The 25472-nt window shown below is 71.0% G+C and carries 23 protein-coding genes, 1 tRNA gene and 1 pseudogene; 17 read left to right on the top strand and 8 right to left on the bottom strand.

The window, feature by feature from the left end; all coding sequences use genetic code 11:
- Nucleotides 1-14: 14 nt before the first annotated feature.
- From EHO50_RS06690 to EHO50_RS06655, 9 genes and pseudogenes are all read left to right on the top strand, one after another.
- Nucleotides 15-848, top strand: coding sequence for a carbohydrate ABC transporter permease (locus EHO50_RS06690; protein WP_128429014.1), 834 nt, complete (start codon nucleotides 15-17; stop codon nucleotides 846-848).
- Nucleotides 849-862: 14 nt separating this feature from the next.
- Nucleotides 863-2473, top strand: a complete 1611-nt coding sequence (locus tag EHO50_RS06685; RefSeq protein WP_128428823.1) for a beta-N-acetylhexosaminidase — start codon at nucleotides 863-865, stop codon at nucleotides 2471-2473.
- A gap of 237 nt (nucleotides 2474-2710) precedes the next feature.
- On the top strand, nucleotides 2711-3604 hold the full coding sequence (locus tag EHO50_RS06680; RefSeq protein WP_128428822.1) for an FAD binding domain-containing protein: 894 nt from the start codon (nucleotides 2711-2713) through the stop codon (nucleotides 3602-3604).
- Nucleotides 3601-5310, top strand: coding sequence for a 2Fe-2S iron-sulfur cluster-binding protein (locus EHO50_RS06675; protein WP_128428821.1), 1710 nt, complete (start codon nucleotides 3601-3603; stop codon nucleotides 5308-5310). Before EHO50_RS06680 ends, EHO50_RS06675 begins: the two co-directional genes overlap by 4 nt.
- On the top strand, nucleotides 5307-7616 hold the full coding sequence (locus EHO50_RS06670) for a xanthine dehydrogenase family protein molybdopterin-binding subunit (RefSeq protein ID WP_128428820.1): 2310 nt from the start codon (nucleotides 5307-5309) through the stop codon (nucleotides 7614-7616). The genes EHO50_RS06675 and EHO50_RS06670 overlap by 4 nt, the downstream gene beginning before the upstream one ends.
- Nucleotides 7613-7735 (top strand): hypothetical protein, encoded by a 123-nt coding sequence (locus EHO50_RS45560; protein WP_281288160.1) that lies wholly within the window; start codon nucleotides 7613-7615, stop codon nucleotides 7733-7735. The genes EHO50_RS06670 and EHO50_RS45560 overlap by 4 nt, the downstream gene beginning before the upstream one ends.
- 65 nt (nucleotides 7736-7800) lie before the next feature.
- A pseudogene (locus EHO50_RS06665) lies at nucleotides 7801-8325 on the top strand (AAA family ATPase); the annotation flags it as partial.
- Nucleotides 8326-8543: 218 nt separating this feature from the next.
- Entirely contained in the window at nucleotides 8544-9767 is a 1224-nt protein-coding gene (locus EHO50_RS06660; RefSeq protein WP_128428819.1) for an SUKH-4 family immunity protein, read from the top strand.
- Between the two features lie 42 nt (nucleotides 9768-9809).
- Nucleotides 9810-10298: a GNAT family N-acetyltransferase gene (locus tag EHO50_RS06655; protein WP_128428818.1), complete on the top strand. Its 489-nt coding sequence runs from the start codon at nucleotides 9810-9812 to the stop codon at nucleotides 10296-10298.
- A gap of 71 nt (nucleotides 10299-10369) precedes the next feature.
- Here the strand turns inward: EHO50_RS06655 and EHO50_RS06650 are convergent, their stop codons facing one another.
- The 3 genes from EHO50_RS06650 to EHO50_RS06640 form a co-directional block, all read right to left on the bottom strand.
- Complete coding sequence (locus tag EHO50_RS06650; RefSeq protein WP_128428817.1) at nucleotides 10370-11611, bottom strand: LPXTG cell wall anchor domain-containing protein; 1242 nt, start codon at nucleotides 11609-11611, stop codon at nucleotides 10370-10372.
- A 207-nt stretch (nucleotides 11612-11818) separates the two neighbouring features.
- Nucleotides 11819-12622 (bottom strand): C1 family peptidase, encoded by an 804-nt coding sequence (locus EHO50_RS06645; protein WP_220096416.1) that lies wholly within the window; start codon nucleotides 12620-12622, stop codon nucleotides 11819-11821.
- A gap of 179 nt (nucleotides 12623-12801) precedes the next feature.
- Nucleotides 12802-12873: transfer RNA gene (locus EHO50_RS06640), tRNA-Cys, on the bottom strand.
- 185 nt (nucleotides 12874-13058) lie between these two features.
- Here EHO50_RS06640 and EHO50_RS06635 point away from each other — a divergent pair.
- The 8 genes from EHO50_RS06635 (at nucleotide 13059) to EHO50_RS06600 (ending at nucleotide 21058) form a co-directional block, all read left to right on the top strand.
- A complete protein-coding gene (locus tag EHO50_RS06635) occupies nucleotides 13059-14534 on the top strand; it encodes an MFS transporter (RefSeq protein ID WP_128428815.1) in 1476 nt (491 codons plus the stop codon).
- A gap of 32 nt (nucleotides 14535-14566) precedes the next feature.
- Nucleotides 14567-14764, top strand: a complete 198-nt coding sequence (locus tag EHO50_RS06630; protein ID WP_048583275.1) for a hypothetical protein — start codon at nucleotides 14567-14569, stop codon at nucleotides 14762-14764.
- Nucleotides 14764-15132 carry a type II toxin-antitoxin system death-on-curing family toxin gene (locus tag EHO50_RS06625; RefSeq protein ID WP_048583274.1) on the top strand — a complete coding sequence of 123 codons (369 nt, stop codon included), beginning with the start codon at nucleotides 14764-14766 and terminating at the stop codon, nucleotides 15130-15132. Before EHO50_RS06630 ends, EHO50_RS06625 begins: the two co-directional genes overlap by 1 nt.
- Before the next feature lie 121 nt (nucleotides 15133-15253).
- The gene (locus tag EHO50_RS06620) at nucleotides 15254-17062 is read left to right on the top strand and encodes a DEAD/DEAH box helicase (RefSeq protein ID WP_128428814.1); all 1809 of its coding nucleotides are present in this window, start codon (nucleotides 15254-15256) and stop codon (nucleotides 17060-17062) included.
- A 425-nt stretch (nucleotides 17063-17487) separates the two neighbouring features.
- Nucleotides 17488-18129, top strand: a complete 642-nt coding sequence (locus EHO50_RS06615) for an IclR family transcriptional regulator (RefSeq protein WP_128428813.1) — start codon at nucleotides 17488-17490, stop codon at nucleotides 18127-18129.
- A gap of 111 nt (nucleotides 18130-18240) precedes the next feature.
- Nucleotides 18241-19062: a chorismate synthase gene (locus EHO50_RS06610; RefSeq protein WP_128428812.1), complete on the top strand. Its 822-nt coding sequence runs from the start codon at nucleotides 18241-18243 to the stop codon at nucleotides 19060-19062.
- Nucleotides 19059-20168, top strand: coding sequence for an o-succinylbenzoate synthase (menC, locus tag EHO50_RS06605; RefSeq protein ID WP_128428811.1), 1110 nt, complete (start codon nucleotides 19059-19061; stop codon nucleotides 20166-20168). Before EHO50_RS06610 ends, menC begins: the two co-directional genes overlap by 4 nt.
- Nucleotides 20169-20272: 104 nt before the next feature.
- The gene (locus tag EHO50_RS06600) at nucleotides 20273-21058 is read left to right on the top strand and encodes a YlbL family protein (RefSeq protein WP_128428810.1); all 786 of its coding nucleotides are present in this window, start codon (nucleotides 20273-20275) and stop codon (nucleotides 21056-21058) included.
- A gap of 16 nt (nucleotides 21059-21074) precedes the next feature.
- Here EHO50_RS06600 and EHO50_RS06595 read toward each other — a convergent pair whose 3' ends face one another.
- From EHO50_RS06595 to EHO50_RS06575, 5 genes are all read right to left on the bottom strand, one after another.
- Nucleotides 21075-22037, bottom strand: coding sequence for a glycine betaine ABC transporter substrate-binding protein (locus EHO50_RS06595; RefSeq protein ID WP_128428809.1), 963 nt, complete (start codon nucleotides 22035-22037; stop codon nucleotides 21075-21077).
- Nucleotides 22034-22825, bottom strand: a complete 792-nt coding sequence (locus tag EHO50_RS06590; RefSeq protein ID WP_128429013.1) for an ABC transporter permease — start codon at nucleotides 22823-22825, stop codon at nucleotides 22034-22036. Before EHO50_RS06590 ends, EHO50_RS06595 begins: the two co-directional genes overlap by 4 nt.
- 92 nt (nucleotides 22826-22917) lie before the next feature.
- Nucleotides 22918-24201 (bottom strand): betaine/proline/choline family ABC transporter ATP-binding protein, encoded by a 1284-nt coding sequence (locus EHO50_RS06585; protein WP_128428808.1) that lies wholly within the window; start codon nucleotides 24199-24201, stop codon nucleotides 22918-22920.
- Nucleotides 24194-24841, bottom strand: a complete 648-nt coding sequence (locus EHO50_RS06580) for an ABC transporter permease (protein WP_128428807.1) — start codon at nucleotides 24839-24841, stop codon at nucleotides 24194-24196. The genes EHO50_RS06585 and EHO50_RS06580 overlap by 8 nt, the downstream gene beginning before the upstream one ends.
- Nucleotides 24842-24866: 25 nt before the next feature.
- Entirely contained in the window at nucleotides 24867-25346 is a 480-nt protein-coding gene (locus tag EHO50_RS06575) for an Lrp/AsnC family transcriptional regulator (protein ID WP_128428806.1), read from the bottom strand.
- Nucleotides 25347-25472: the final 126 nt, after the last annotated feature.

The following is a 25472-nucleotide window of genomic DNA, read 5'->3' as shown; positions in this document are numbered from 1 at the left end:
GGCCGGTGAGTGCCATGAGCTTCGTACGGCGTCCCTGGCGGCTGCTCGCGGAGGCGTCCGCGCTGCTGATCGCCGTGGTGGTGGCGTTTCCGCTGTACTGGATGGTGCTGAGCGCCTTCAAACCGGCCGGCGAGATCGAGTCGAGCGAGCCACGGCCCTGGACGCTCGCTCCCTCTCTGGATTCCTTCCGGCGGGTCTTCGAGCAGAACGAATTCGGCCGTTACTTCCTCAACAGCCTTGTCGTCGCGTGCACGGTCGTGATCGTCTCGGCGCTGATCGCGTTTCTCGCGGCGACCGCGGTGACACGATTCCGCTTCCGCTTCCGGACCACCTTGCTGATCATGTTTCTGGTGGCCCAGATGGTGCCGGTGGAGGCGCTGACGATCCCCCTGTTCTTCCTCATGCGGGACTTCGGCCAACTGAACACGCTCGGCTCGCTGATCCTGCCGCACATCGCCTTCTCGCTGCCGTTCGCGATCTGGATGCTGCGGGGGTTTGTGAAGGCCGTTCCGGAGGCGCTGGAGGAGGCCGCGTACATGGACGGGGCGAGCCGGTCGCGATTCCTGTGGCAGATCCTTTTCCCGCTGGTCTTCCCCGGCCTCGTGGCCACCAGCGTTTTCTCCTTCATCTCCGCCTGGAACGACTTCCTGTTCGCCAAGTCCTTCATCATCAGCGACACCTCACAGTCAACCCTGCCGATGGCCCTGCTCGTCTTCTACAAACCGGACGAGCCGGACTGGGGCGGCGTGATGGCGGCGTCCACGGTGATGACGATTCCGGTGCTGATCTTCTTCGTGCTCGTGCAGCGACGGCTGGTGTCGGGGCTGGGCGGCGCGGTCAAGGACTGAAAGGCTGATCATTCATGGATCTCATTCCGGCACCGCACCGGATGGAGCGGGCCACGGGCTTCCTCGAACTCGGCGACGGCTTCGGGATCGAGGCCGGTCCGGGCACCGAGGACACCGCGCGATGGCTGCGCGCGACGCTCGGCGCGGCGACCGGGCTCGCGCTGCCGCCCAAGAAGGGGGACGAGTACGACGTCCTCCATCTGTCCGTCCGGCCCGGACTCGACGCCGAGGCATACCGCCTCGTCATCGCCCCCCACGGCGTCCACATCCAGGGCGGCTCGCCTGCCGGTGTCTTCTGGGGCGCCCAGACGCTGCGCCAGCTCCTCGGCCCCGACGCCTTCCGGCGCGCACCCCTCCCCGGCCGTACGTGGCGGCTGCCCCTGACGGAGATCCGGGACTCCCCCCGATTCCGCTGGCGCGGCCTGATGCTCGACGTCGCCCGGCACTTCATGCCCAAGGACGGCGTGCTGCGCTACCTGGACCTGATGGCCGCCCACAAACTCAACGTCTTCCACTTCCACCTGACGGACGACCAGGGCTGGCGCGTCGAGATCCAGAAGTACCCCCGGCTCACCGAGGTCGGCTCCTGGCGGGCGCGCACCAAATTCGGCCATCGGGCCTCCCCGCTGTGGGACGAGAAGCCGCACGGTGGCCACTACACCCAGGACGACATCCGCGAGATCGTCGCGTACGCCGCCGAGCGGCATATCACCGTCGTCCCCGAAATCGACGTACCCGGACACTCGCAGGCCGCCATTGCCGCGTACCCGGAACTCGGCAACACCGACGTCATAGACACCTCCGCGCTCTCCGTCTGGGACACCTGGGGGATCAATCCGAACGTACTCGCCCCCACTGACAACACCCTGCGCTTCTACGAGGGGGTGTTCGAGGAAGTCCTGGAGCTGTTCCCCTCGGAGTTCATTCATGTCGGGGGTGACGAATGCCTCAAGGACCAGTGGCGGCAGTCGGCTACGGCGCAGGAGCGCATCAGGGAACTCGGGCTGAGGGACGAGGACGAGCTCCAGGCGTGGTTCATCGGTCACTTCGACAGCTGGCTCGCCGCGCGCGGGCGGCGGCTCATCGGCTGGGACGAGATTCTGGAGGGCGGGCTCGCGAAGGGTGCGGCGGTGTCCTCCTGGCGCGGGTACGCGGGCGGCATCGCGGCGGCCCGCGCGGGCCACGACGTCGTCATGTGCCCCGAGCAGCAGGTGTATCTGGACCACCGTCAGGACGCGGGCGCCGACGAGCCGGTGCCGATCGGGTACGTGCGCACCCTGGAGGACGTCTATCGGTTCGAGCCCGTTCCCGCCCAGTTGACGCCGGACGAGGTCCCGCACGTGCTCGGGACGCAGGCCAACGTGTGGACCGAGGTGATGGAGGACCAGGCGCGCGTGGACTACCAGACGTTCCCACGCCTGGCCGCCTTCGCCGAGGTGGCCTGGAGCCGCCTGCCGGCCCCGGCGGAACGGGACTTCGCCGACTTCGAGCGGCGGATGGCCGCGCACTACGGACGACTCGACGCCCTGGGAGTCGCCTACCGTCCGCCGACGGGACCGCGGCCCTGGCAGCGGCGCCCCGGTGTGCTCGGCCGTCCGATCGACGGCTCGCCCCCGGACAGGTAATGGAACAGGTAATGGAAAAAACCGGCAAGGTGTCACCGAAGAGTGTCAATCGGCACGCACCGGTGATGCCGTACGAAAACGGACCATCTCCCTGATGAGGTGGGCGAATGCCTCCTAGCGGACCCCTGTCTTCGGGTCCTGCGAAGATGTGCCAGAGTTGCCACGTCCGCCCTGTCAGCACGTACCGTACGGCAGCACAGGTGGGACCAGGTGGGGCAGCGGGAAGGGGCAGCCGGTTTGACCACGCACACACCGCAGGCGGCGCAGGCCGTCACGCTGCCCACGACGCTGGACGAGGCCGTGGCAGCACTCGCCGCCACGCCCGCCGCCGTGCCCGTCGCGGGCGGCACCGACCTCATGGCCGCCGTCAACTCCGGACAGCTCAGGCCCGCCGCACTGGTCGGCCTCGGCCGGATCAGCGAGATCCGTGGCTGGCAGTACCAGGACGGCCACGCCCTGCTGGGTGCCGGACTCACGCACGCGCGTATGGGCCGCCCCGACTTCGCCGCCCTGATCCCGGCGCTCGCGGCCGCCGCGCGCGCCGCCGGCCCGCCGCAGATCCGCAACGCGGGCACGCTCGGCGGCAACATCGCCTCGGCGTCCCCGACCGGTGACGCGCTGCCGGTCCTCGCCGCCCTCGAAGCGACCCTGATCATCGCGGGCCCGGGCGGAGCCCGCCGGGAGATCCCGGTGTCGCACCTGCTGGCCGGCATGGAGATGCTGCGCGCCGGCGAACTCATCGGCTACGTGCGCGTGCCGCTGCTGCACGCCCCGCAGGTCTTCCTCAAGGCCACCGGCCGCACCGGCCCGGGGCGCGCGATGGCGTCCGTCGCGGTCGTCCTCGACCCCGCCCGGCGCGGAGTCAGGTGCGCCGTGGGTGCCATAGCGCCGATGGCGCTCAGGCCGCTGGAGGCCGAGCACTGGGTCGCCCAGCTGATCGACTGGGACAATAACCGCGCGATCGTCCCCGAGGCGCTGCACGCCTTCGGCGAGTACGTCTCCGCGGCCTGCATCCCCGACCCGGCCCCGGCCGAGGACGGCTCCGTGACACAGCATCCGCCCGCCGTACTGCACCTGCGGCGCACCGTCGCCGCACTGGCCCGACGAGCACTGGGGAGGGCACTGTCGTGACCGACGACCACCACGGAGAGGGCACGCCCCAGGGCCGAGGCCGCTGGGACCCGCTGCCCCAGGGCGACTACGACGACGGCGCCACCGCCTTCGTCAAACTCCCCGAAGGGGGCATCGACGCCCTCCTGGCCTCCACCGACAGCCCGCTCGCCGCGCCCGGCCACGGGTATGTGCCGCCGCAGATAACGGTCGCGCAGGGACCGCCCGCGGGCACCGACCCCGCGGCCCCCGGCGGCTGGCCGGTCGCCGGCACGCCCGTCGAGGGTGCCCAGTGGCCCGACCCGAACGCCGCCCCGCAGGACGGGGGCACCGACCACTTCAACTACAACCCCGGGGCCACCCAGCAGTGGAACTTCTCGGAGACCGCGGCAGGCCGGGACGCCGCTCCCGCGCCTGGTCAGGACGTCACCGGGCAGTGGTCGATCCCCGTCGCCGGCGGTGACCTGCCGGACGAATCGGGCGAGTTCACCACGTCGTCGCTCGTCGAGCAGTGGGGCGGAACCCCACCGGCCACGCTGCCGGGCGGTGCGCCCGCCCCCTGGGCGACCCAGGCGACCGGGCAGCCGTGGGGGCAGCAGGCACAGGCCGCCGGGGCGACCGACGAGGCGCTGGGAGGCGCCCCGGCGACCGGGGAGCTGACGGGAGCGGGGCACGCGCCCGGGCGACCGGGACAGCCCGGGGGACACGTCGGCGACCACCACGCCGTACACACCACCGACCGGTCCGGCGCGCACCCGACCGACCAGCCCGGCCCGGACATGCACGCGCGCGTGGAGCCCGGTTCCGCCGAGCACGCGTCCGGGGACGCCGGTGACGACGACCTCCACGCGCTCGCATCCGAGCCGCCGGCCGAGACCGCCCCAGACGCCTCACGGGGCGCTCCTGAGCCCGGTGAGGCCGCCGCGGACGCCCAAGGCGCCCCAGAGGCCGCCGAGGGCCCCGCAGAGGCTTCCGCCGAGCCCACGGCGGCCGAGGGCGGCGACTCCGACCAGGAGGGCACCGAGGACCCCGCGCGGACCGCCGCCTCCGACGACGTACCGGCACCCCCCGGCGAGGAACACCCCCTCGCCTCCTACGTCCTGCGCGTCAACGGCGTCGACCGGCCCGTCTCGGACGCCTGGATCGGCGAGTCGCTGCTTTACGTGCTGCGCGAGCGGCTCGGGCTCGCGGGCGCCAAGGACGGCTGCTCGCAGGGCGAGTGCGGGGCGTGCAACGTGCAGGTCGACGGGCGGCTCGTCGCGTCCTGCCTGGTGCCCGCCGTGACCGCCGCCGGCGCCGAGGTCCGTACGGTCGAGGGCCTCGCCGAGGACGGACAGCCCTCGGACGTGCAGCGGGCGCTCGCGCGGTGCGGCGCCGTGCAGTGCGGCTTCTGCGTGCCGGGCATGGCGATGACCGTGCACGACCTGCTGGAGGGCAACCCGGCGCCGACCGAGCTGGAGGCCCGCCAGGCGCTGTGCGGCAACCTGTGCCGCTGCTCCGGCTACCGAGGCGTCCTGGACGCCGTCAAGGAGGTCGTCGCCGAGCGCGAGGCCCAGGCGGCGGCCGACGACGGCGAACAGGACGGCGACGAGCCACGTATCCCTCACCAGGCGGGCCCGGGGGCCGGTGGCGTCCACCCGTCGGCGTTCGAGGCACCCGGGGCCATGAACCCGGGGCCCGGGCGACCGCATGACCAGGCGTACGGACAGGACGGAGGCCAGGCGTGAGCAACGAAGCCGCCACCGCGACCACAGCCGCGGAGGCAGCACCTGCCCCCGAGCCGATCCCGCACGGCATCGGCGCCTCCCTGCCGGCCGCCGACGCCCGCGCCAAGACCGAGGGCACCTTCCCGTACGCGGCCGACCTGTGGGCCGAGGGCCTGCTGTGGGCGGCCGTGCTGCGCTCGCCGCACCCGCACGCGCGCATCAAGTCCATCGACACCTCCCACGCGCGCGAGATGCCCGGCGTACGGGCCGTCGTCACGCACGAGGACGTCCCCGGCAGCCCGCTGCTCGGCCGCGGCAAGGCGGACCGCCCGGTCTTCGCCTCCGAGGTCGTACGCCACCACGGCGAGCCCATCGCCGCCGTCGCCGCCGACCACCCGGACACCGCGCGTCTGGCCGCCGCGGCCGTCATCGTCGAGTACGAAGTACTCGACCCGGTGACCGACCCCGAGCAGGCCTTCGAGGCCGAGCCGCTGCACCCCGACGGCAACCTGATCCGCCACATCCCGCTGCGCCACGGCGACCCCGACGCGGCCGGCGACATCGTCGTGGAGGGCCTGTACCGCATCGGCCGCCAGGACCCGGCCCCCATCGGAGCCGAGGCAGGCCTCGCGGTTCCGCGTCCCGACGGCGGCGTGGAGCTCTACCTGGCCTCCACCGACCCGCACACCGACCGCGACCGGGCCGCCGCCTGCTACGGCCTGGAGCCCGAGCGCGTCAAGGTCGTCGTCACCGGCGTCCCCGGCGCCACCGCCGACCGCGAGGACCAGGGCTTCCAGCTCCCGCTGGGTCTCCTGGCGCTGAAGACGGGCTGCCCGGTCAAGCTCACCGCCACGCGCGAGGAGTCCTTCCTCGGCCACACCCACCGGCACCCGACTCTCCTGCGGTACCGCCACCACGCGGACGCCGAGGGCAGGCTGGTGAAGGTCGAGGCGCAGATCCTGCTGGACGCGGGCGCGTACGCCGACACCTCCTCCGAGGCCCTGGCCGCCGCGGTCGCCTTCGCCTGCGGCCCGTACGTCGTCCCGAACGCCTTCATCGAGGGCTGGGCCGTACGCACCAACAACCCGCCCTCCGGCCATGTGCGCGGCGAGGGCGCCATGCAGGTGTGCGCCGCGTACGAGGCGCAGATGGACAAGCTGGCCAAGAAGCTCGGCATGGACCCGGCGGAGCTGCGCCTGCGCAACGTGATGGCGACGGGCGACGTACTCCCGACGGGCCAGACGGTGACCTGCCCGGCCCCGGTCGCGGAACTGCTCCAGGCCGTACGGGACTACCCGCTTCCCGCCCTGCCCAAGGACACGCCCGAGGACGAGTGGCTGCTGCCCGGCGGCCCCGAGGGCGCGGGCGAACCGGGCGCGGTGCGGCGCGGTGTCGGCTACGGCCTGGGCATGGTGCACATGCTCGGCGCCGAGGGCGCGGACGAGGTCTCCACGGCCACGGTGAAGGTCCACGACGGCGTGGCGACGGTGCTGTGCGCCGCGGTCGAGACCGGCCAGGGCTTCACCACACTGGCCCGGCAGATCGTCCAGGAGACGCTCGGCATCGACGAGGTGCACGTGGCGCCGGTCGACACCGACCAGCCTCCGGCCGGTGCGGGCTGCCGAGGCCGCCACACCTGGGTGTCGGGCGGCGCGGTGGAGCGTGCGGCGAAGATGGTCCGCACCCAACTGCTCCAGCCCCTGGCCCACAAGTTCGGCATGTCCACGGAGCTGCTCCAGATCACCGACGGCAAGATCACGTCGTACGACGGCGTCCTGTCGACCACCGTCACCGAGGCGATGGACGGCAAGGAACTGTGGGCGACGGCCCAGTGCCGCCCGCACCCGACCGAGCCGCTGAACGAATCCGGCCAGGGCGACGCCTTCGTCGGCATGTCCTTCTGCGCGATCCGCGCGGTGGTGGACGTCGACATCGAACTGGGCTCGGTACGGGTCGTGGAGCTGGCGCTCGCCCAGGACGTCGGCCATGTGCTGAACCCGGCCCAGCTGGAGGCGCGCATCGAGGCGGGCGTGACGCAGGGCGTGGGCATAGCGCTCACGGAGAACCTGCGCTCGGCACGCGGCCTGATCCGCCACCCGGACCTGACGGGCTACGCCCTGCCGACGGCCCTTGACGCACCGGACATCCGGATCGTGAAGCTGGTCGAGGAACGCGACGTGGTCGCGCCCTTCGGTGCGAAGGCGGTGAGCGCGGTGCCGGTGGTGACCTCGCCGGCGGCCATCGCGTCGGCCGTACGGGCCGCGACGGGCCGCCCGGTGAACCGCCTGCCGATCCGGCCGCAGGCCGCGGTGGTGACGGGGCAGTGACCGAGCCGGACCCACCGCGCTACGAACCCGCGCCCGGCGTGGGCAGGTTGGCGCTGTGGATCCTGGTGTTCCTGCTCGCGGCGATCGTCGTCGTGCTGGGCGGCGTGTATCTCACGTGATGCGCGGGGTCGTGCTCATCACCGGGGATGGGGGTACCTCCCGCGCCCTTTAGGCAGCGGGGGAGGCGGCGGGCAAGTCGACGGTCGCGCAGGCGCTGGCGGAGCGGTTGCCGAGGGCGGCACATGTCCGTGGGGACGTCTTCCGGCGGATGATCGTCTCGGGGCGCGTGGAGTACGAGCCCGAAGCCGACGATGCCGACGGCGGCGAGCGTGCCGACGGCGGTGAGGGCGAGGCCCAACTCCGGCTGCGGTACCGGCTGTCGGCGGCGACGGCGGACGCGTACGCGCAGGCCGGGTTCACGGCTGTCGTGCAGGACGTGGTGCTGGGTGCCGATCTGGCGACGTACGTACGGCTGGTGCGCACGCGTCCGCTGTACGTCATCGTCCTCGCGCCGAATGCCGCTGCGGTGGCGGCGCGGGAGGCCGGGCGGGCGAAGACGGGGTACGGGGCTTGGACGGTTGAGCAGCTGGACGGGGCGCTGCGGGCGCAGACGCCGCGGATCGGGTTGTGGGTGGACTCGTCGGAGCTGACCGTGGGGGAGACCGTGGAGGCGATTCTGGCGGGGCGGGAACGCGCGAGGGTGGACTGAGCGTCTACTGATGTGAAGCGCTGTCAGTGGTCGTGCTGGGCCGGGGCGTTGTCGGTGGTCGTGCTGGGCCGGGGCGTTGTCGGTGGTCGTGCTGATCCGGGGCGTTGTCAGTGGTGGCACGTAGTGTTCTGGGCAGTGGGGACGGCAGCCGGAGCCGGCGGACCGGTCGGTGCGCCGTGCCCTGCCCGGGGCGGTGAGCAAGCGCATGCGGGGGAGCCATGAGCACGACGATTACGACCTACGCGAGTACGACCTGTGCCAGTGACGCGGCGATCATCCTGACCGACGCCGAGCTGGCTCCGTACGTCACGCACGCGTCGACGCGGCGCTGGCTGACGGGGCCCGGACTGCCGTGCGACAGCGGCGTGTTGAGCTTCGCCGAGCTGTGCCGGGAGGGTCGGGAGGGACTGCGGACGGTGGCGGACTCGACGGGCGATCCGGACGACCGGCTGGCGGCGGAGCTGCGGGACCAGCTGGTGATAGGCGGACTGCTGGGCCCCGGCGGCCTGGAGACGGAGTCGGTCCTGCTGGACGGGGCGACGGGCGAGATCTCGACGACGTACTTCCTGCACGACCGCCCCGACCTGATGGACCGCCGCCCGCTGGCACCGTCCCTGCGGACGCTGGTCCGCTTCGCCGAGGCGACAGACGAACTGGCGGGCCTGCGCGGCCAGTTCGCCTCCTACGTGGGCCGTTACGGCCCGAAGGCGGTGGCGCAGGCCTCGCAGCACCTGCTGGCGGTGTTCGAGGACGGCACGGACGGCGAGCCGGCGCCGTACTGGAAGATGGCGGCCCTGATCCGCCCCCTGGCGCTCGTCGCAGGCCGGGCCGGAGAGTCGGGGCTGGCCCTGGACCTGCCGCCGCGCCTCCTGGACCAGGAATTCGGCCAGGGCAAGGTGGTGCGCTTCGAGGAGGTCGACTTCCCCGCCACGCTTGCGCACGAGCCGACCCGCCGCTTCCTGCGCGAGGTGGGCCTGCCGGAGGACGGCTTCCTGTTCTCGCTGGAGACGGACATGCCGCTGCAGACGCTGGCCGAGTACTACGCCGACGAGGAGCGAGCCGCCGAACTGCCGGCACGGGCCGACCACTTGATACGCCTCGGCCATCTTGTCGAGGACAACAGCCTGGTCGTCGACGCCGAGACGGGCGCGGTCCTGAACTGGAACGAGCCCGAGGCGAGGCTGTTCCCCCTGAACACGGACGTCTCGACCCTCGCCTTCACGCTCTGGCTGCTGCACCGCGAGCAGGCGATCGACGAGGCGTCGGGCCACGAGCTGACGACCGACACCTACGACCAACTGGCCATGACGATGCTCCAGGTCCTGTCCACGGTCGACCCGACCGGCACCAGGGCCGCCGACAGGGATGGCCGGCATTACTGGACGGAGGTGTTCCAGGACGAGGCGAGTGGGGTGCTGGAGTCGGTGGGCGGGGTGCGGTGAGGTGACGGGCAGCCTGTGGTGCGGGAGATCGACAATGCCCGAATGGAGAACGTCATCGTCCGCCCGGTCGGACCGGGTGAGTTAGCGGCCGTCGCAAGACTGCGGTGGCAGTGGATCCTCGAGAACGACGGCGCGGCGCCGGCAGCCGTCGACCACGACACCTTCGTACGTCACTTCGTCACCTGGGCCGAGCAGAACGCCTCCTCGCACCGTTGCATGGTCCTCGTCGACGGGGACCTCAGCGGTGACCGCGGGATCATCGGCATGGCGTGGCTGGCGGTGGTCCACCGCGTACCGACGCCGCACGCGCTGCACCGGGCATCCGGTGATCTGCAGTGCGTGTACGTGGTCCCGGAGGCGCGCGACGCGGGGCTCGGCGGCCGACTGATCACCGAGACCCTGGCCAAGGCGAGGGACCTCGGGCTGGAGCGGGTCACCGTCCACTCCTCACCTAGGGCGATCCCTGCGTATGGCCGTCAGGGGTTCGAGAACTCGCCGCGCCTGCTCCAGGCTCACGTCGCGCGCGGATGACGCCGTGTCCCTGAGGACGGGGGCAGGATTTGCCGCCGGCCTCAGGGGGTGCCGTCAGGAGGCCGCTGCCGTCAGGAGGACTGGGTGGCGGCGCGGCGGCGGCGTACGGCCAGGACCAGGGCGCCGCCCAGGGCTGCCGCGGCGGCTGCGGCACCGGCTATGAGCGGGGTGCCGTCGGAGCCGGTGCTCGCCAGGTTGCCGTCGACGGAGCCGGTGCTGGAGCCGCCGGTCGAGGTGCCCGTGGAGGTGCCGGCGGACGTGGAGCCCGTGCTGCCGGTGCTGCCCGTGCCGCCGGTGGACTGGCCGTCGGGGTCGTTGCCGTTGCCGCCCGTGGTGGAGCCGCCGCCCGTCGAGCCGCCGGTGGTGGAGGGGCCGGGTTCGTAGTCGCTGGGGAGGTCGATGCTGATGTAGGCCTTGTCGTTGGCGGGGTTCTTGTCGAACCACGGGTGGATGTCGTAGATGGAGGTCGCCTTCACCTCACCCTTGGTGTCCTGCGCGGTCTCGTTGATCTTCACCAGGAAGGTGTAGGCGTACGTCTCGCCGACCTCGATGATGGCGCCTTCGGGCCGGCAGACGTAGCGGGGCTTGCCCGGAGCCGAGGGGCCGGTCGGGCCGTCGATCCCGAACGGCTTGCACTCCTTGGGCACTTCGACGGCGACGGTGCCCGGCGGGATCTGCACCATGAGTGCGGTGAGGTCGTCGCTCTCCTGGTTCTGGATCCAACCGGGGCCGTCGTTGCGGAGCTTCACGGTGAACGACTGCTTGTCGCCGGGGAGCGCCTCGGTCTCGTCGCCGATCGCGACGAGGTCGGCCGAGCTGTCCGCCCTGAGGGTCACACGCTGGTAGCTGTCGGTGAATCCCTCGCCCGGAGCCTCACCGGTGGGCGAGGTGCCGTACTCGACGGCCTCCATCAGCGCCTTGGGCAGCGCCTTGAACCGCACGGGGGTCTCGACGGAGGCGCCGGGCTCGATGACCGTGTCGAGCTCGCAGAGCGCCTGCCGGACCTGGCTCTCGATGGTCGAGTAGGTGCAGCCCGCCACGGACTCGGGGAAGTCGAGCCCCCGGGTCAGCCGGATCCGGAAGGTGACGCCGTCCGCGGCCGCGGTGCCCTTGTTGGTGATGACGACGGACTCGTCGTACACCTCACCGGGCTTGGGAGACGTACGCGGCAGATTCGAGATCACCAGGGAGGGCTCACCCTCCTCGGCATACGCCGCGGGAGCGACGACCGTGGGAACGGCCGCGGCGATCGCGGCAGCGGCCACGAAGGCCGCCGAGGGGCGGATGTGCGAGGGGCGGATGCGCTGGCGCACGGATGGGTCTCCTCGTCGGGACAGGAAGCACGGCGACCGGAGCTTTGCCGTCCAGTCATGTCCTGGACATCTGGAGGGGGCCCAGGGTTGTGCTGCCATTTGAGGAGATGGAGGGGAGGGGCGGGGGAGGAAGGTGGAGAGCGGAGAGATGGAGATGGAGATGGAGGCCGTGGCGGGAATCGAACCGCCTGGGCGGCACCGTCCCCGTCAGACCCTCACGCCGTACGCTTCGGTGAATGCCTGTGTCGCGTACTCCTCCGATGCGTAGCCGTAGCCTTCGCGTCCCCAGTCGGTGCCCCAGCTGTTGCGGATGATGAAGCGGCGATCGGTGGTGTAGCCGACGATGGCGACCGCGTGGCCGCCGCGCCTGGTCTCCGTCTTGTACACGTCCAGTTTGCCGTCGGTGTCGCCCGCTTCGTCCCACGTCCGGTCCACGTCGAGCCGGACCAGGATCGGCCCGCCGTCGGAAGCCAGCCAGCGGCGCCACTCCTCCGGATTCCGGCCCAGGTTGAAGTACGCGATCCGCAGTTGGGCCGCACGGGCGTAGAAGCCCGCAGTGGTGCCCGGGTACAGCTGCCCGTTGAACGGAAGCTCGCTCTCGCGAACCGCCCCGAACTTGCGGGCGATGTCCAGGGCCGCCTTCAGGCTGGTGCCCGCTTCCTCGATGAAGGTGGTGGGCTGGCTGACGTACTGGTCGGTTTCCTTGGACGCCATCCAGATGTAGCGGACGGACAGGCGATCGTCCTGGGCCAGTTTGCCGGCCGCCACGAAGCACCGGCGGAGTACGGAGTCGGCGGTCGCCCATCCGACACAGGAGCCCGTGTCCAGCTGATTTCCGATCGGCCACCACGGCTCCCGGAGATCCACTTTGTTCGGAGCCGCCGCCGCGGGCGTCTCTCTCAGCAGGTCGGCCTCGAAAGCAGCGCGGGGCAGCCAGTCCCGCTCGGTGTCGCGGGACGGAATGCAGTTCAGGATTCGGCGGCTCGGTGCGCCGTTGGCGGAGTAGGTCACTGTGGTCCTTTCGCCCTGCCGCCACGCTCCTGAGGCGGCGAGTCTATGGAGAGCCTCGCCGAGCCCCGCCCCACCGGCCACTCGTGTCGTCTGCCGGGAGTACAACTGCTGCCGCATCAGCGAAAGGGCGGCACCCTCAAGCGGGTGCCGCCCTTAGTCCTGCCTGGTCAAGGCAGTAGAGGCCGTGGCGGGATTCGAACCCACGTAACTCGCTTTGCAGGCGAGCCCCTGAACCACTCGGGCACACGGCCTTGATCGGTGGTTCGACCGTACGGGTCGGCCCTGGAGTGGCTCAAGGAAATCGCCGACCCTGCAATGGGACTGCCACACCCCGTTCATGAATCCCGCGATCCCGCCGGTCGTACGACCAAGGTCTCAGGAGGGGGCCGTCTCTCGACAGGGGTCAAAGTTGGTTGTGGCCCTTACGCTGGCGGGCATGACTGCCCTTGATCCGCGCGATGCCGGTGTCGCGAAGACCTCCGATGTTCCCTCGGGTTCCGACTCCGAGGAGACCGTGCTGAGTCGGTCGTATCGGGCTCTCAGTATCGGGATCGTCTCCGTCGTGCTGCTCATCGCCTTCGAGGCAACCGCAGTTGGGACGGCCATGCCGGTGGCCGCGCGGGAGCTGGACGGGGTGTCGTTGTACGCCTTCGCGTTCTCGGGGTACTTCACCACCAGTCTGTTCGGGATGGTGCTGGCGGGGCAGTGGTCGGACCGGCGGGGGCCGTTGGGGGCGCTGACCACGGGCATCGCTTCCTTCGGTGCCGGGCTTCTGCTGGCCGGGACCGCCGGCGCCATGTGGCTGTTCATTCTCGGGCGGGCCGTGCAGGGGCTCGGGGGCGGGTTGGTGATCGTCGCGTTGTACGTCGTCGTCGGGCGGGCCTACCCCGAACGGTTGCGGCCGGCGATCATGGCGGCGTTCTCGGCGAGCTGGGTCGTGCCGTCGATCGTGGGGCCGCTGGCTTCCGGGGCGGTGACCGAGCATCTGGGCTGGCGTTGGGTGTTCGTCGGGATTCCGGTGCTCGTCGTGTTTCCGCTCGCCCTCGCGCTGCCGCAGATACGGCGGCGGGCGGGAGGGCCGATCGACGGCTCGGCCGATTCCGCCCGCGGCGCCTCCTTCGACCGGCGCCGTATCCGGCTCGCGCTCGGTATCTCCCTCGGCGCGGGGCTGTTGCAGTACGCCGCCCAGGACTTGCGGTGGCTCTCCCTCGTCCCCGGCGTCGCCGGCGCCGCGCTGCTCGTGCCGGCCGTGTTCGGGCTGCTCCCGCGCGGCACGTACCGGGCGGCGCGCGGGCTGCCGTCCGTGGTGTTGTTGCGCGGGGTCGCCGCGGGGTCGTTCATCGCGGCCGAGTCCTTCGTGCCGCTGATGCTGGTCACCCAACGGGGGCTGTCGCCGACGCTCGCCGGGTTCTCGCTCGCGGCGGGCGGCGTGACGTGGGCGCTGGGGTCGTGGATGCAGTCGCGGCCGCGGGTGGAGCCGTATCGGGAACGCCTGATGACGCTGGGGATGGTGCTGGTGGCGGCCGCCATCGCCGCCGCGCCGAGTGTGCTGATCGAGTCCGTGCCGGCGTGGAGCCTCGCCGTCGCGTGGGCGTTCGGCTGCTTCGGGATGGGGCTGGTGATCTCCTCCGCCAGTGTGCTCCTGCTCCACCTCTCGGCCCCCGAGGAGGCCGGCACCAACTCCGCCGCGCTTCAGATCTCCGACGCCCTCTCCAACGTGATCCTGCTCGCCGCGGGCGGTGCGGCCTTCGCGGCGCTGGGGGGCGGCGCGGTGAGCCATACGGCGACGGCGGCGGCCGGGTCGGCGTCCGGTTCGCATCCGGCGGCCTTCGCGGCGGTGTTCCTGCCGATGGCGGGGGTGGCGTTGGTGGGGGCTTGGGTGACTACGCGGTTGCGCACGGAATCCCCGTGACACTGATTGGTACCGCGTAGTACCGTCGAGGTATGGCTGGACTGAACCTGCGATTCTCGGACGAAGAGCTCGACGCCCTGCGTGAGCGCGCGGCGGCGGAAGGGCGCAGCATGCAGGCCTTCGCGCACGACGCGGTGATCGCGGCCATAAACGAGCACTCACGGCTGTTCAACGAGGCTGCCGAGCACGTGCTGAAGGCCAGCGCGGAGCTGAACCGGAGGCTCGCCTGATGCACTACCTCACTCTGCCCGAGCTGTTGAACCTGGCGCAGCGACTCGGAGCGGACGAGGTGCGCGACTACGGGCTGCTGGATTCCGCGCTGGCGCGTCCCCAGTCGAGCGTGTTCGGGCAGGACGCCTATCCGGACGTATGGCAGAAGGCCGCTGCGCTGATGGAGTCCCTTGCCCGCAACCATGCCCTCGTCGACGGGAACAAGCGCATCGCCTGGTACGCGACCTGGGTCTTTCTGCACATGAATGGGCACCCCCTGGACTCGGACTTCGACGTGGACGAGGCCGAGCGGTTCGTGCTGGACGTCTGCCAGGGCGCGCTGGACGTGCCCAAGATCGCAGCCCAGCTGCCGCGCTTCGCGCGCTGAGTGTGACCTCGATCCCACCCGCGAGCGACCCGGCCCGGTCCGTGCGTTGACCCAACCGGGCCGCCGGTAGGGTGGCCCGGTTGTCATACGTAGCCGAGCCGCCCAACCCACCCCGGAGACCGTGACTACCACCGCCGCCAGCTCCAGCTCTGCCTCACACTCGCACCACCTGTCACCCGCCTTCCCCGGCCGCGCCCCCTGGGGCACCGCCAGCAAGCTGCGTGCCTGGCAGCAGGGGGCGATGGAGAAGTACATCCAGGAGCAGCCGCGTGACTTCCTCGCGGTCGCCACGCCCGGCGCCGGGAAGACGACCTTCGCCCTGACGCTCGCCTCCTGGCTGCTGCACCACCATGTCGTGCAGCAGGTCACCGTGGTCGCGCCGACCGAGCATCTGAAGAAGCAGTGGGCCGAGGCCGCCGCGCGGATAGGGATCAAGCTCGACCCCGAGTACAGCGCGGGCCCGCTCGGCAAGGACTACCAGGGCGTCGCCGTCACCTACGCCGGTGTCGGCGTGCGGCCCATGCTCCACCGGAATCGGGTCGAGCAGCGCAAGACCCTGGTGATTCTCGACGAGATCCATCACGCAGGTGACTCCAAGTCCTGGGGCGAGGCCTGCCTCGAGGCCTTCGAGCCCGCCACGCGACGGCTCGCGCTCACCGGTACGCCCTTCCGGTCCGACACCAACCCCATCCCCTTCGTCACGTACGAAGAAGGCAACGACGGGATCCGGCGGTCCGCGGCCGACTACACCTACGGGTACGGGAACGCGCTGGCCGACCATGTCGTGCGGCCCGTCATCTTCCTCTCCTACAGCGGCAACATGCGCTGGCGGACCAAGGCCGGCGACGAAATCGCCGCGCGGCTCGGCGAGCCCATGACCAAGGACGCCGTATCGCAGGCCTGGCGTACCGCCCTCGACCCGCGCGGTGAGTGGATGCCCAGCGTGCTGCGCGCCGCCGACCAGCGGCTGACCGAGGTCAGGAAGGCCATCCCCGACGCCGGCGCGCTCGTCATCGCCTCCGACCAGGACTCCGCCCGCGCCTACGCCAAGCTCATCCGCGAGATCACCGGCACCAAGGCGACCCTCGTCCTGTCCGACGACGCCGGGGCGTCCAAGCGGATCGACGACTTCAGCGGCAACAACGACCGGTGGATGGTCGCGGTGCGGATGGTGTCCGAGGGGGTCGACGTGCCCCGGCTGGCCGTCGGGGTCTACGCCACCACCATCTCCACCCCGCTCTTCTTCGCCCAGGCCGTCGGCCGCTTCGTACGGTCACGCCGGCGCGGTGAGACCGCCTCCGTCTTCCTCCCGACCGTCCCCGACCTCCTCACCTTCGCCAACGAGATGGAGGTCGAGCGCGACCACGCCCTCGACAAGCCGAAGAAGGAGGGCGAGGAGGACCCGTACGCCGAATCCGAGAAGGAGATGGAGGAGGCGAACAAGGAACAGGACGAGGACACCGGCGAGCAGGAGCAGTTCTCCTTCGAGGCGCTGGAGTCCGAGGCCGTCTTCGACCGGGTGCTGTACGACGGCGCCGAGTTCGGCATGCAGGCCCACCCGGGGAGTGAGGAGGAGCAGGACTACCTCGGGATTCCGGGGCTGCTGGAGCCCGATCAGGTCCAGCTCCTGCTTCAGAAGCGGCAGGCTCGGCAGATCGCGCACAGCCGCAAGAAGCCGGACGCCGAGGCCGACCTGTTGGAGCTGCCCGCCGAGCGGCGGCCCGTCGTCTCGCACAAGGAGATGATGGAGCTCCGTAAGCAGCTCAACACCATGGTCAGCGCGTACGTCCATCAGAGCGGCAAGCCGCACGGCGTGATCCACACCGAGCTGCGGCGGGTGTGCGGCGGGCCGCCGAGCGCCGAGGCCACGGCGGGGCAGCTGCGGCAGCGGATCGCCAAGGTGCAGGAGTGGGCCACGCGGATGAAGTGACGCGGGCCGCGGGCCGCGGGCCGCTGGGCCTTGGCGGGTTCCTGTCAGGGGGTGTCCGTCGTGTTTTTGCTGCAGGCCGGTGGGGGCTGGTCGCGCCCGCGCGGCGGAGCCGCATATCGGCACAGCCCCGCGCCCCCGAGGGGCGTTTCACGCCCCGTATATCAGGACGAACCGGCGTGGTCCGCACCGGCCACTGCCCGGATTCTGGACGTAGCCTTCCGCTCAGCGAACCGGCTTCGCTAATGTCCCGCTACGCACACGCCCCGTGGCAGCGCCGCCGCGGAGCGCAGCCGTGAAGCGACGCGGTTCGGGACAGCCCGGGCCGCCGGCCGATCGGCGGCCTCTGAAGCGCGTCACCGACGGGACTCGGTGCACGCATCCGCCGCGAGGGGGTCGCCGACCTCACCACTTAAGGAGTGGGCGTCGTGACCGCGGAGACCTCTCAGACGCTCGACCGAGGACTGCGCGTCCTCAAGCTGCTGGCCGATACGGACCATGGGCTGACCGTCACCGAGCTTTCCAACAAACTGGGCGTGAACCGGACCGTCGTGTACCGGCTGCTCGCCACGCTTGAACAGCACGCACTCGTACGCCGTGACCTGGGCGGCCGCGCCCGGGTCGGGCTCGGCGTGCTGCGACTGGGCCGACAGGTGCATCCGCTGGTACGGGAGGCGGCGCTGCCCGCGCTGCGATCGCTGGCCGAGGACATCGGGGCGACGGCCCATCTGACGCTGGTGGACGGCACGGAGGCACTGGCCGTCGCCGTGGTCGAGCCGACGTGGACGGACTATCACGTGGCCTACCGGGCCGGTTTCCGGCACCCCCTGGACCGTGGGGCCGCGGGCCGGGCGATACTCGCCGCCCGGCAGCAGCCGCTGGACGATCCCGGATACACCCTGACCCACGGCGAGTTGGAGGCGGGAGCGAGCGGGGCGGCCGCGCCGTTGCTCGGGGTCACGGGCGTCGAGGGCAGCGTGGGTGTGGTGATGCTGGCCGACGCGGTGCCGGAGCGGGTGGGACCGCGGGTCATGGACGCGGCACGGGAGGTGGCGGAGGCGCTGCGCTGAGGTGTGTCTGTTTCGGAGGCCGCGTGCCGCGTGCCCGCGTGCTCCAGGCGGGGCGAGGCCCGGTGCGCTCGCGCTCTAGGCAGGGCCTGCGCGGCCTCCGACACTCGACACATGACCTCACTCAGCATCCGCACCGTCCACGACGTCGCCGGGTTCGCGGCCGTCGCCGACTACTTCAGCGACGTATGGGACACGCCCCGAAGTGCCCCGCCGTTACTGCCCGAGACGCTGAACAGCCTCGCGCACGCGGGTGGCGCGGTGCATGCCGCGTACGACGGGACGCGGCTGGCCGGGGCGTCCGTCGCGGTGTTCGGGCCGCCCGCGTCCAGAGAGACGTACTCCCTCCTCACCGCCGCCGACCGGGGGCTCGGGGCGCAGGTCAAGCAGGCTCAGCGGGCCTGGGCGCTGGAACTCGGGGCACGCACCATGCGCTGGACCTTCGATCCGCTGGTCGGCCGGAACGCCCGGTTCAACTTCGTGAAGCTGGGCGCCGTGGGCACCGAGTACCTCGTCGACTTCTACGGCCCCATGGCGGACGGCGTGAACGACGGCGACGAGACCGACCGGCTGGCGGTGGCCTGGGACCTGACCGGGCCGGGACAGTCGTACGACACCGGCGGCAGCGGCGACATCGGCGGCACCGGTGATCGCGCGGCCGCGCCCACCACGCACACCGCCCCCGACGGCGCCCCGCTCGCCCGCCGTGACCTCGACGAGCGCCACGTCTGGTGCCGGGTCCCGGACGACATCGTGGCGCTGCGGGCGGCCGAACCCGAGCTGGCGCTGCGCTGGCGGCGGGCCGTGCGCGAGGTGTTCACGAAGGCCTTCGCCGACGGGTTCAGGGCGACGGGGATGTCCCGGGACGGCTGGTACACGCTCACCCGCGACGGCAACCATGACCGCGACCGCGACCGCGAGGGCGCCGACGTATGAAACTCGAACGCGTCGAGGTCGTCCACGTGGCGGTCCCGCTGGTCGCCCCCTTCCGTACGTCCTTCGGCACGATGACCACGAAGGACACCTTCCTGCTGCACGTCGTCACGGACACGGCCGAGGGCTGGTCGGAGTTCGCGGCCGACCCCGAGCCGCTGTACTGCTCGGAGTTCGTGGCCGGCGCGGAGATCGTGCTGCGCGACTTCCTGCTGCCGCGCGTCGCCGCCCTCCCCGTGCTCGGTACGGCCCATCTCGCTCCGGCGATGGCGAAGATCAAGGGGCACGAGCTGGCGAAGGCGGCGCTGGAGACGGCGGTCCTCGACGCGGAGCTGCGGTCGTACGGGATGTCGCTGGCGACGTATCTCGGGGCGGTGCGGGAGCGGGTGCCGGCGGGTGTGTCCGTCGGCATCAAGGAGACCGTCGCCGCATTGCTGGACGACGTCGAGCGGTATCTCGCCGAGGGCTACGTCCGGATCAAGCTGAAGATCGAACCCGGCTGGGACCTGGAACCGGTACGGGCTGTGCGCGAGCGCTTCGGGTCGGACCTGCCGCTCCAGGTCGACGCCAACACGGCGTACACCCTCGCGGACGCCGAGCATCTGCGGCGCCTCGACGAGTTCGGGCTGCTGCTGATCGAGGAGCCGCTGGACGAGAACAACCTGTACGCCCACGCCCGCCTCCAGCAGCGCCTCGAGACCCCCGTCTGCCTCGACGAATCCCTGCACAACGCCCGCGACACCGCGTCCGCGATCGCGATGGACGCTTGCCGAGCCGTGAACGTGAAGCCCGCGAGGGTCGGGGGATACCTGGAGGCGCGGCGCGTCCATGACGTGGCGCACGCCCACGGGGTGCCGGTGTGGTGCGGCGGAATGCTGGAGACGGGCATCGGCCGCGCCCCGAACCTGGCACTCGCGGCCCTGCCCGGCTGCACGCTCCCCGGGGACACCTCCGCCTCCAGCCGCTACTTCGCCGAGGACATCACGGAGCCGTTCGTGCTGGTCGACGGCCATCTGCCCGTCCCGAGGTCGCCGGGCATCGGGGTGGAGCCGCTGCCGGGCGCGCTGCGGCGCTTCACGAGGGAACGGCGAGACCTGTACGCGACGTGAGGCGGCTGACCTGAGGCAGTCGGCTTGGGGCGGCTGACCTGGGCACTGGTGGGCAGCTCCGACCTGCGCCTGGCCGGAACCCGCCGCCACGTTAGATTGATCCCGTGTTCTCTCGTCTCACGCGCCCCCAGGCCCTCGCCGTCTGCGCCCTGCCGGTCGCGGCCCTGCTCGCCACGGCCGTCTTCGCGCCGCTGCCGTTCTCGCTGACGCAGCCCGGCCTGACGGCGGACGTGCTGGGCGAGAACAAGGGCGAACCGGTGATCACGATCTCCGGTGCGCCGACCCGGGACACGACCGGCGAGCTGCGCATGACGACGATCGAGGCGACCTCGCCCGACACGGAGGTGACACTCGGCGACGTGATCGACGCCTGGTTCAGCACGGACAAGGCGGTCATGCCGCGCGACTCGGTCTATCCGAGCGGCCGCAGCACCCAGGAGATCGAGAAGTACAACACCGAGCAGATGAAGGAGTCCCAGGACGCCGCCACCGAGGCCGCGCTGAACTACCTGGACCTCAACGACAAGAACATCAAGGTCACCCTGAAGCTCGCCGACGTGGGCGGCCCCAGCGCCGGCCTCCTCTTCTCCCTGGGCATCGTCGACAAGCTGGACAGCGCCGGCGCCGACCTCACCGGCGGCCGCACCATCGCCGGCACGGGCACGATCGACGCCGCCGGCAAGGTCGGCGCGGTCGGCGGCGTATCCCTGAAAACCCAGGCGGCCAAGCGGGACGGGGCGACGGTATTCCTGGTACCGAAGGACGAGTGCTCCGACGCAAAGGCAGAACTCCCGAAGGGCCTGCGCCTGATCCCGGTGACCACGCTGAAGGGGGCGGTGGGCGCGCTGGAGGCGCTGGAGTCGGGGGAGGGGTCGGTTCCGAGCTGCTAGTGCGCCGCGCCGGCTGCTACTGCACGAACCCCTCCGCCTTCATCCAGTCCAACGCCACCTGATGCGGATCCTCCCCATCCACATCCACCTTCGCGTTGAGGTCCTGCGCCACCGCGTTGTTCAGCTTCTTGGTGATCGGGTCGAGGACGTCCGCGATCGCCGGCCATTTCTTCAGGGTCTCGGAGTTGATCATGGGGGCGGCGTTGTAGTTGGGGAAGAACTTCCTGTCGTCCTGCATGACCACGAGGTTCATCGACTTGATGCGGCCGTCCGTCGTGAAGACCTCGCCGTAGGTGCAACTCCCCTTCGCGGCCTGGGTGTAGATGATCCCGGTGTCCATCTGGGTGATGTTCTTCGTCGGTACGCTCATCCCGTACTCCTGCTGCATGCCCGGCAGCCCGTCCGCCCGGTTGGCGAACTCGACCTCCACGCAGAGCGTCACGGCGTCGGGGTCGGACTTCGACAGTGCGGCCACGTCGGAGAGCGTGTCCGTGCCGTACTTCTTGTGGTTGTCCTGGTTCATCGCCAGGGCGTAGGTGTTGTTCAGCGCGGAGGGCGCCAGCCAGCTCACCCCGTTCTTCGCGTCGGCCTCGCGCACCGCCTCCCACTGCTCGTGCGGGTCGTCAATGGGATCGCTGCGGCCCAGGTACGTGATCCAGGCCGTGCCCGTGTACTCGTACCCGGCGTCCGCGTCCCCCTTCCTGACCGCCTCGCGGCTGCCGATGGAGCCCTGGATTCCGGTGCGGTCGAGTACCTCCGCGCCGGCCGCCTCGAAGGCGATGCCCATGATCGCGCCGAGGATGAGCTGCTCGGTGAACGACTTCGACGTCACCGTCAGGTCGGCGCCCTTCAGCGGCTCGCCCCGCCCGATCGTGCCGGCCTGCACGTCGTCGGCCATGGGGGAGCCGCTCGTCAGGCCGCAGCCCGAGGGCACCGTCAGCAGCCCCGCTGCCAGTAGCAGGCCGGCGCGGCGCCTCATGTCTCCAACCCCCGTGGCCGCAGCAGCAGTTCGGCCAGCGATGCCAGCCAGTCCACCAGCAGGGCCAGCGCGACCGTGAGGATCGAGCCCAGCACCAGTACCGGCATGCGCTGGTTGGTGATGCCGGCCGTGATCAGCACGCCCAGGCCGCCGCCTCCGCCGAAGACCGCCAGGGTCGCCGTACCGACGTTCAGGACCAGGGCCGTACGCACGCCCGCGAGGATGAGGGGGACCGCGAGCGGTAGTTCCACCCGTGTCAGGACCCCCGTCGGGGACATGCCGATGCCGCGCGCCGCCTCCAGCAGCGTCGGGTCGTTCGCCTTCAGGCCGGCGATCGTGTTGGACAGCACGGGCAGGACGGCGTAGGCGATCATGCCGATCAGGGCCGCCCTGCGGCCGATGCCCAGCCAGATCACCAGCAGGGCGAGCAGGCCGATCGCGGGGGTCGCCTGGCCCATGTTGGCGAACGCCATGGCCACGGGGGTGGCTTTTCGGAACGCCCGCCGGGTGAGCAGGATCCCCAACGGGATCGCGATGATCAGCACGAAGAAGGTGGAGATCACCGTGAGTTGGATGTGCTGCCACAGGGCCTTGGATACCTGGCCGTTCGACAGCGCGTTCTCGGAGACCGGGTCCAGGTCGGCCTGCTGGAACCACAGCCAGGTCGCGAGCAGCATCGCCACCAGCAGGGCGGGCAGGACGGTCAGCTTCTGCCAACTCACCTTGCGGGCCGGGGGCTTCGTGGGGGTGGGGGAGGGGGCGGCCTCCTCGGCCGCCACGCCCGCCACGCCCTTCTCGCCCTCCTGGGGCTCCTGGGTCTCCGGGGTCTCCTGGCTCTCCCGGGCCTGAACGTCGGACGCCTTGGGCGCTTCGGGAGCGGTCACGCCTTCGCCTCCCCTCCGTTGCCCTCCTGCTCGGCATGGGTCCGGTCGGCCCGGGCCCCTTCCAGCTCGTGCTGGGCCTCCAGCGCCTCCAGCCGGTCGGCCTCCAGCAGCTCGTGCACGGAGTTCATCAGCGTCTCCATGTCGACGACACCGGTGTACTCACCGCGCCGCCCGGTCACCGCGACCCGCCCCGCGTTGTCGATGAGCACCGCCTCCAGGGCGTCCCGCAGCGTGGCGTCCCGGGTCACCGTGTCGTGCACCAGCGTCCCCGCCCGCGCCAGCGAACCCCTGGCCCGCATCAGGTCGCCGCGCCGGAGCCACTTGTACGGCCGGCCCCGCTTGTCGAGGAGCAGGATCTCGTTGGTGCCGCTGGACCGGAGCCGGTTGAAGATCTCCTGGAGCGGGTCGTCGACGGTCACCGTCGGATAGTCGGTGACCTCCACATCCCGTACGCGGGTGAGGTTCAGTCGCTTCAGCGCCGCCCCGGCGCCCACGAACCCGGACACGAAGTCGTCCGCCGGGTTGGTGAGGATCGCCTCGGGGGTGTCGAACTGAGCGATGTGCGACCGTTCGCGCAGCACGGCGATACGGTCACCGAGCTTGATCGCCTCGTCGAAGTCGTGCGTGACGAAGACGATCGTCTTGTGCAGCTCGTGCTGCAGCCTGATCAACTCGTCCTGGAGATGATCACGGGTGATCGGGTCGACCGCGCCGAACGGCTCGTCCATCAGCAGGACGGGCGGATCGGCCGCCAACGCCCGCGCCACGCCCACGCGTTGCTGCTGACCGCCGGAGAGCTGACGCGGATAGCGGCCGTGGAACTCCCCGGGGTCCAGGCCGACCAGGTCGAGCAACTCCTCGACCCGCGACGCGATCCGCGCCTTCGACCAGCCGATCATCCTCGGCACGAGCGCGATGTTCTGCGCGACCGTCATGTGCGGGAACAGGCCGGCGGACTGGATCGCGTAGCCGACCTTGCGGCGCAGCTTCACCGGGTCGATGTCGGTGACGTCCTCGCCGTTGATGCGGATGCGGCCACCGGTCGGTTCGATCAGCCGGTTGATCATTTTGAGCGTCGTCGACTTCCCGCACCCGGACGGGCCGACGAAGATGACCGTCTCGCCCGCCTTGATCTCCATGTTGACGTTGTCGACGGCGGGGTTGGGATTGCCCGGGTACCGCTTGCTCAGGTTCTCCAGCTCGATCGTGGCACCGGTCGTGGCACCTGTTCCGGCACCGGCCGTGGCACCCGTCGTACCCGCCCCGGACGTCTCAGGCACGGATCCCCCTGGGAATGGTCAGCCGCCCGAGCAGGACATACGCGGCGTCGAACAGCAGCGCCAGGACGATGATCCCGAGCGTGCCCGCGAGTACCTGGTTGAGCGCGTTCGCGCTGCCCAGCGAGGCCAGGCCGCGGAAGATCACATTGCCGAGGCCGGGGCCGGAGGCGTACGCCGCGATCGCCGCGATGCCCATCAGCATCTGCGTCGAGACCCGGATCCCGGTCAGGATCGGCGGCCAGGCCAGCGGCAGCTCCACCCTCAGCAGCTGGGCCGGCCGGGACATCCCGATGCCCCGGGCCGCGTCCACCAGCGACGGATCGACACCGCGCAGCCCGACGATCGCGTTGCGCACAATCGGCAGCAGCCCGTACAGCGTCAGCGCGATCACCGTGGGCGCCACGCCCAGCCCCACGATCGGGATCAGCAGACCGATCATGGCGAGCGACGGAATGGTCAGGATGGTCGAGGTACTGATGGTGGCGAGGTTGCCGGCCAGGTCGCTGCGGTAGGTGGCCACACCGATCAGCACGCCGAGCAGGGTCGCCACGACCATGCACTGGAAGACGGCACTGGCGTGCTGGTAGGCGTCGGTGAGCAGCTGCTGGTGACGGTTGCCCAGGTACTCCCAGAAGCTCACTCGGACTCACCCCACCAGGTCGTGGCTAGCTGCTCTCCCGGTCCTCGGCCGCCTGCTCCACCAGCGGGATGATCCGCAGCGGAACGGGGTTCTCCATCACGATCGCGGTGGAGGCCCGGACGATCCCATCGAAACCGACAACCCGGTCGATCACACGCTGGAGATCGGCGTTGGAACGCGCCACGAGGCGGCACATCATGTCCCCGGTCCCGGTGGTCGTGTGCAGCTCCAGCACCTCCGGCACGGTCGCCAAGTGCGCCCGTACGTCGGCCCCTTGCCCCTGCCGGATCTGCAGTGTGGCGAACGCGGTGACCGGATAGCCGAGCGCGGCCGGATCCACCTCGGGCCCGAACCCGCGGATGACTCCGTTCGACTGAAGCCGGTCCAGCCGCGCCTGCACGGTCCCGCGGGCCACCCCCAGCCGCCGGGACATCTCCAGCACCCCGATCCGCGGTTCCCGCGCCAGCAGCACGATGATCCGCCCGTCCAGATGATCGATCGCCACAGCAGCCCGCCTCGTCTCCCTACTCGGGGTGGTCATCCTGTACAGAGAGCCCGCAGAAACGGCCACTGCACTGGTCATAATGCCCAGTGAACAGGCGAACTATTGCGCACCTTGCCCCACCGGAGT

This window comes from Streptomyces cyaneus, from assembly GCF_004028635.1.
Lineage (GTDB): Bacteria > Actinomycetota > Actinomycetes > Streptomycetales > Streptomycetaceae > Streptomyces > Streptomyces cyaneus.
Note: the sequence above shows the minus strand (reverse complement) of the source record. Positions and strands in the feature narration are given on the sequence as shown.

What these genes read in the sequence shown, in the direction of transcription:
- EHO50_RS06690 (WP_128429014.1), top strand. Translation starts at nt 15, where the DNA reads ATGAGCTTCGTACGGCGTCCCTGGCGGCTGCTCGCGGAGGCGTCCGCG.
- EHO50_RS06685 (WP_128428823.1), top strand. Translation starts at nt 863, where the DNA reads ATGGATCTCATTCCGGCACCGCACCGGATGGAGCGGGCCACGGGCTTC.
- EHO50_RS06660 (WP_128428819.1), top strand. Translation starts at nt 8,544, where the DNA reads ATGAGCACGACGATTACGACCTACGCGAGTACGACCTGTGCCAGTGAC.
- EHO50_RS06655 (WP_128428818.1), top strand. Translation starts at nt 9,810, where the DNA reads ATGGAGAACGTCATCGTCCGCCCGGTCGGACCGGGTGAGTTAGCGGCC.
- EHO50_RS06635 (WP_128428815.1), top strand. Translation starts at nt 13,059, where the DNA reads ATGACTGCCCTTGATCCGCGCGATGCCGGTGTCGCGAAGACCTCCGAT.
- EHO50_RS06630 (WP_048583275.1), top strand. Translation starts at nt 14,567, where the DNA reads ATGGCTGGACTGAACCTGCGATTCTCGGACGAAGAGCTCGACGCCCTG.
- EHO50_RS06625 (WP_048583274.1), top strand. Translation starts at nt 14,764, where the DNA reads ATGCACTACCTCACTCTGCCCGAGCTGTTGAACCTGGCGCAGCGACTC.
- EHO50_RS06610 (WP_128428812.1), top strand. Translation starts at nt 18,241, where the DNA reads ATGACCTCACTCAGCATCCGCACCGTCCACGACGTCGCCGGGTTCGCG.
- menC (WP_128428811.1), top strand. Translation starts at nt 19,059, where the DNA reads ATGAAACTCGAACGCGTCGAGGTCGTCCACGTGGCGGTCCCGCTGGTC.
- EHO50_RS06595 (WP_128428809.1), bottom strand. Translation starts at nt 22,037, where the DNA reads ATGAGGCGCCGCGCCGGCCTGCTACTGGCAGCGGGGCTGCTGACGGTG.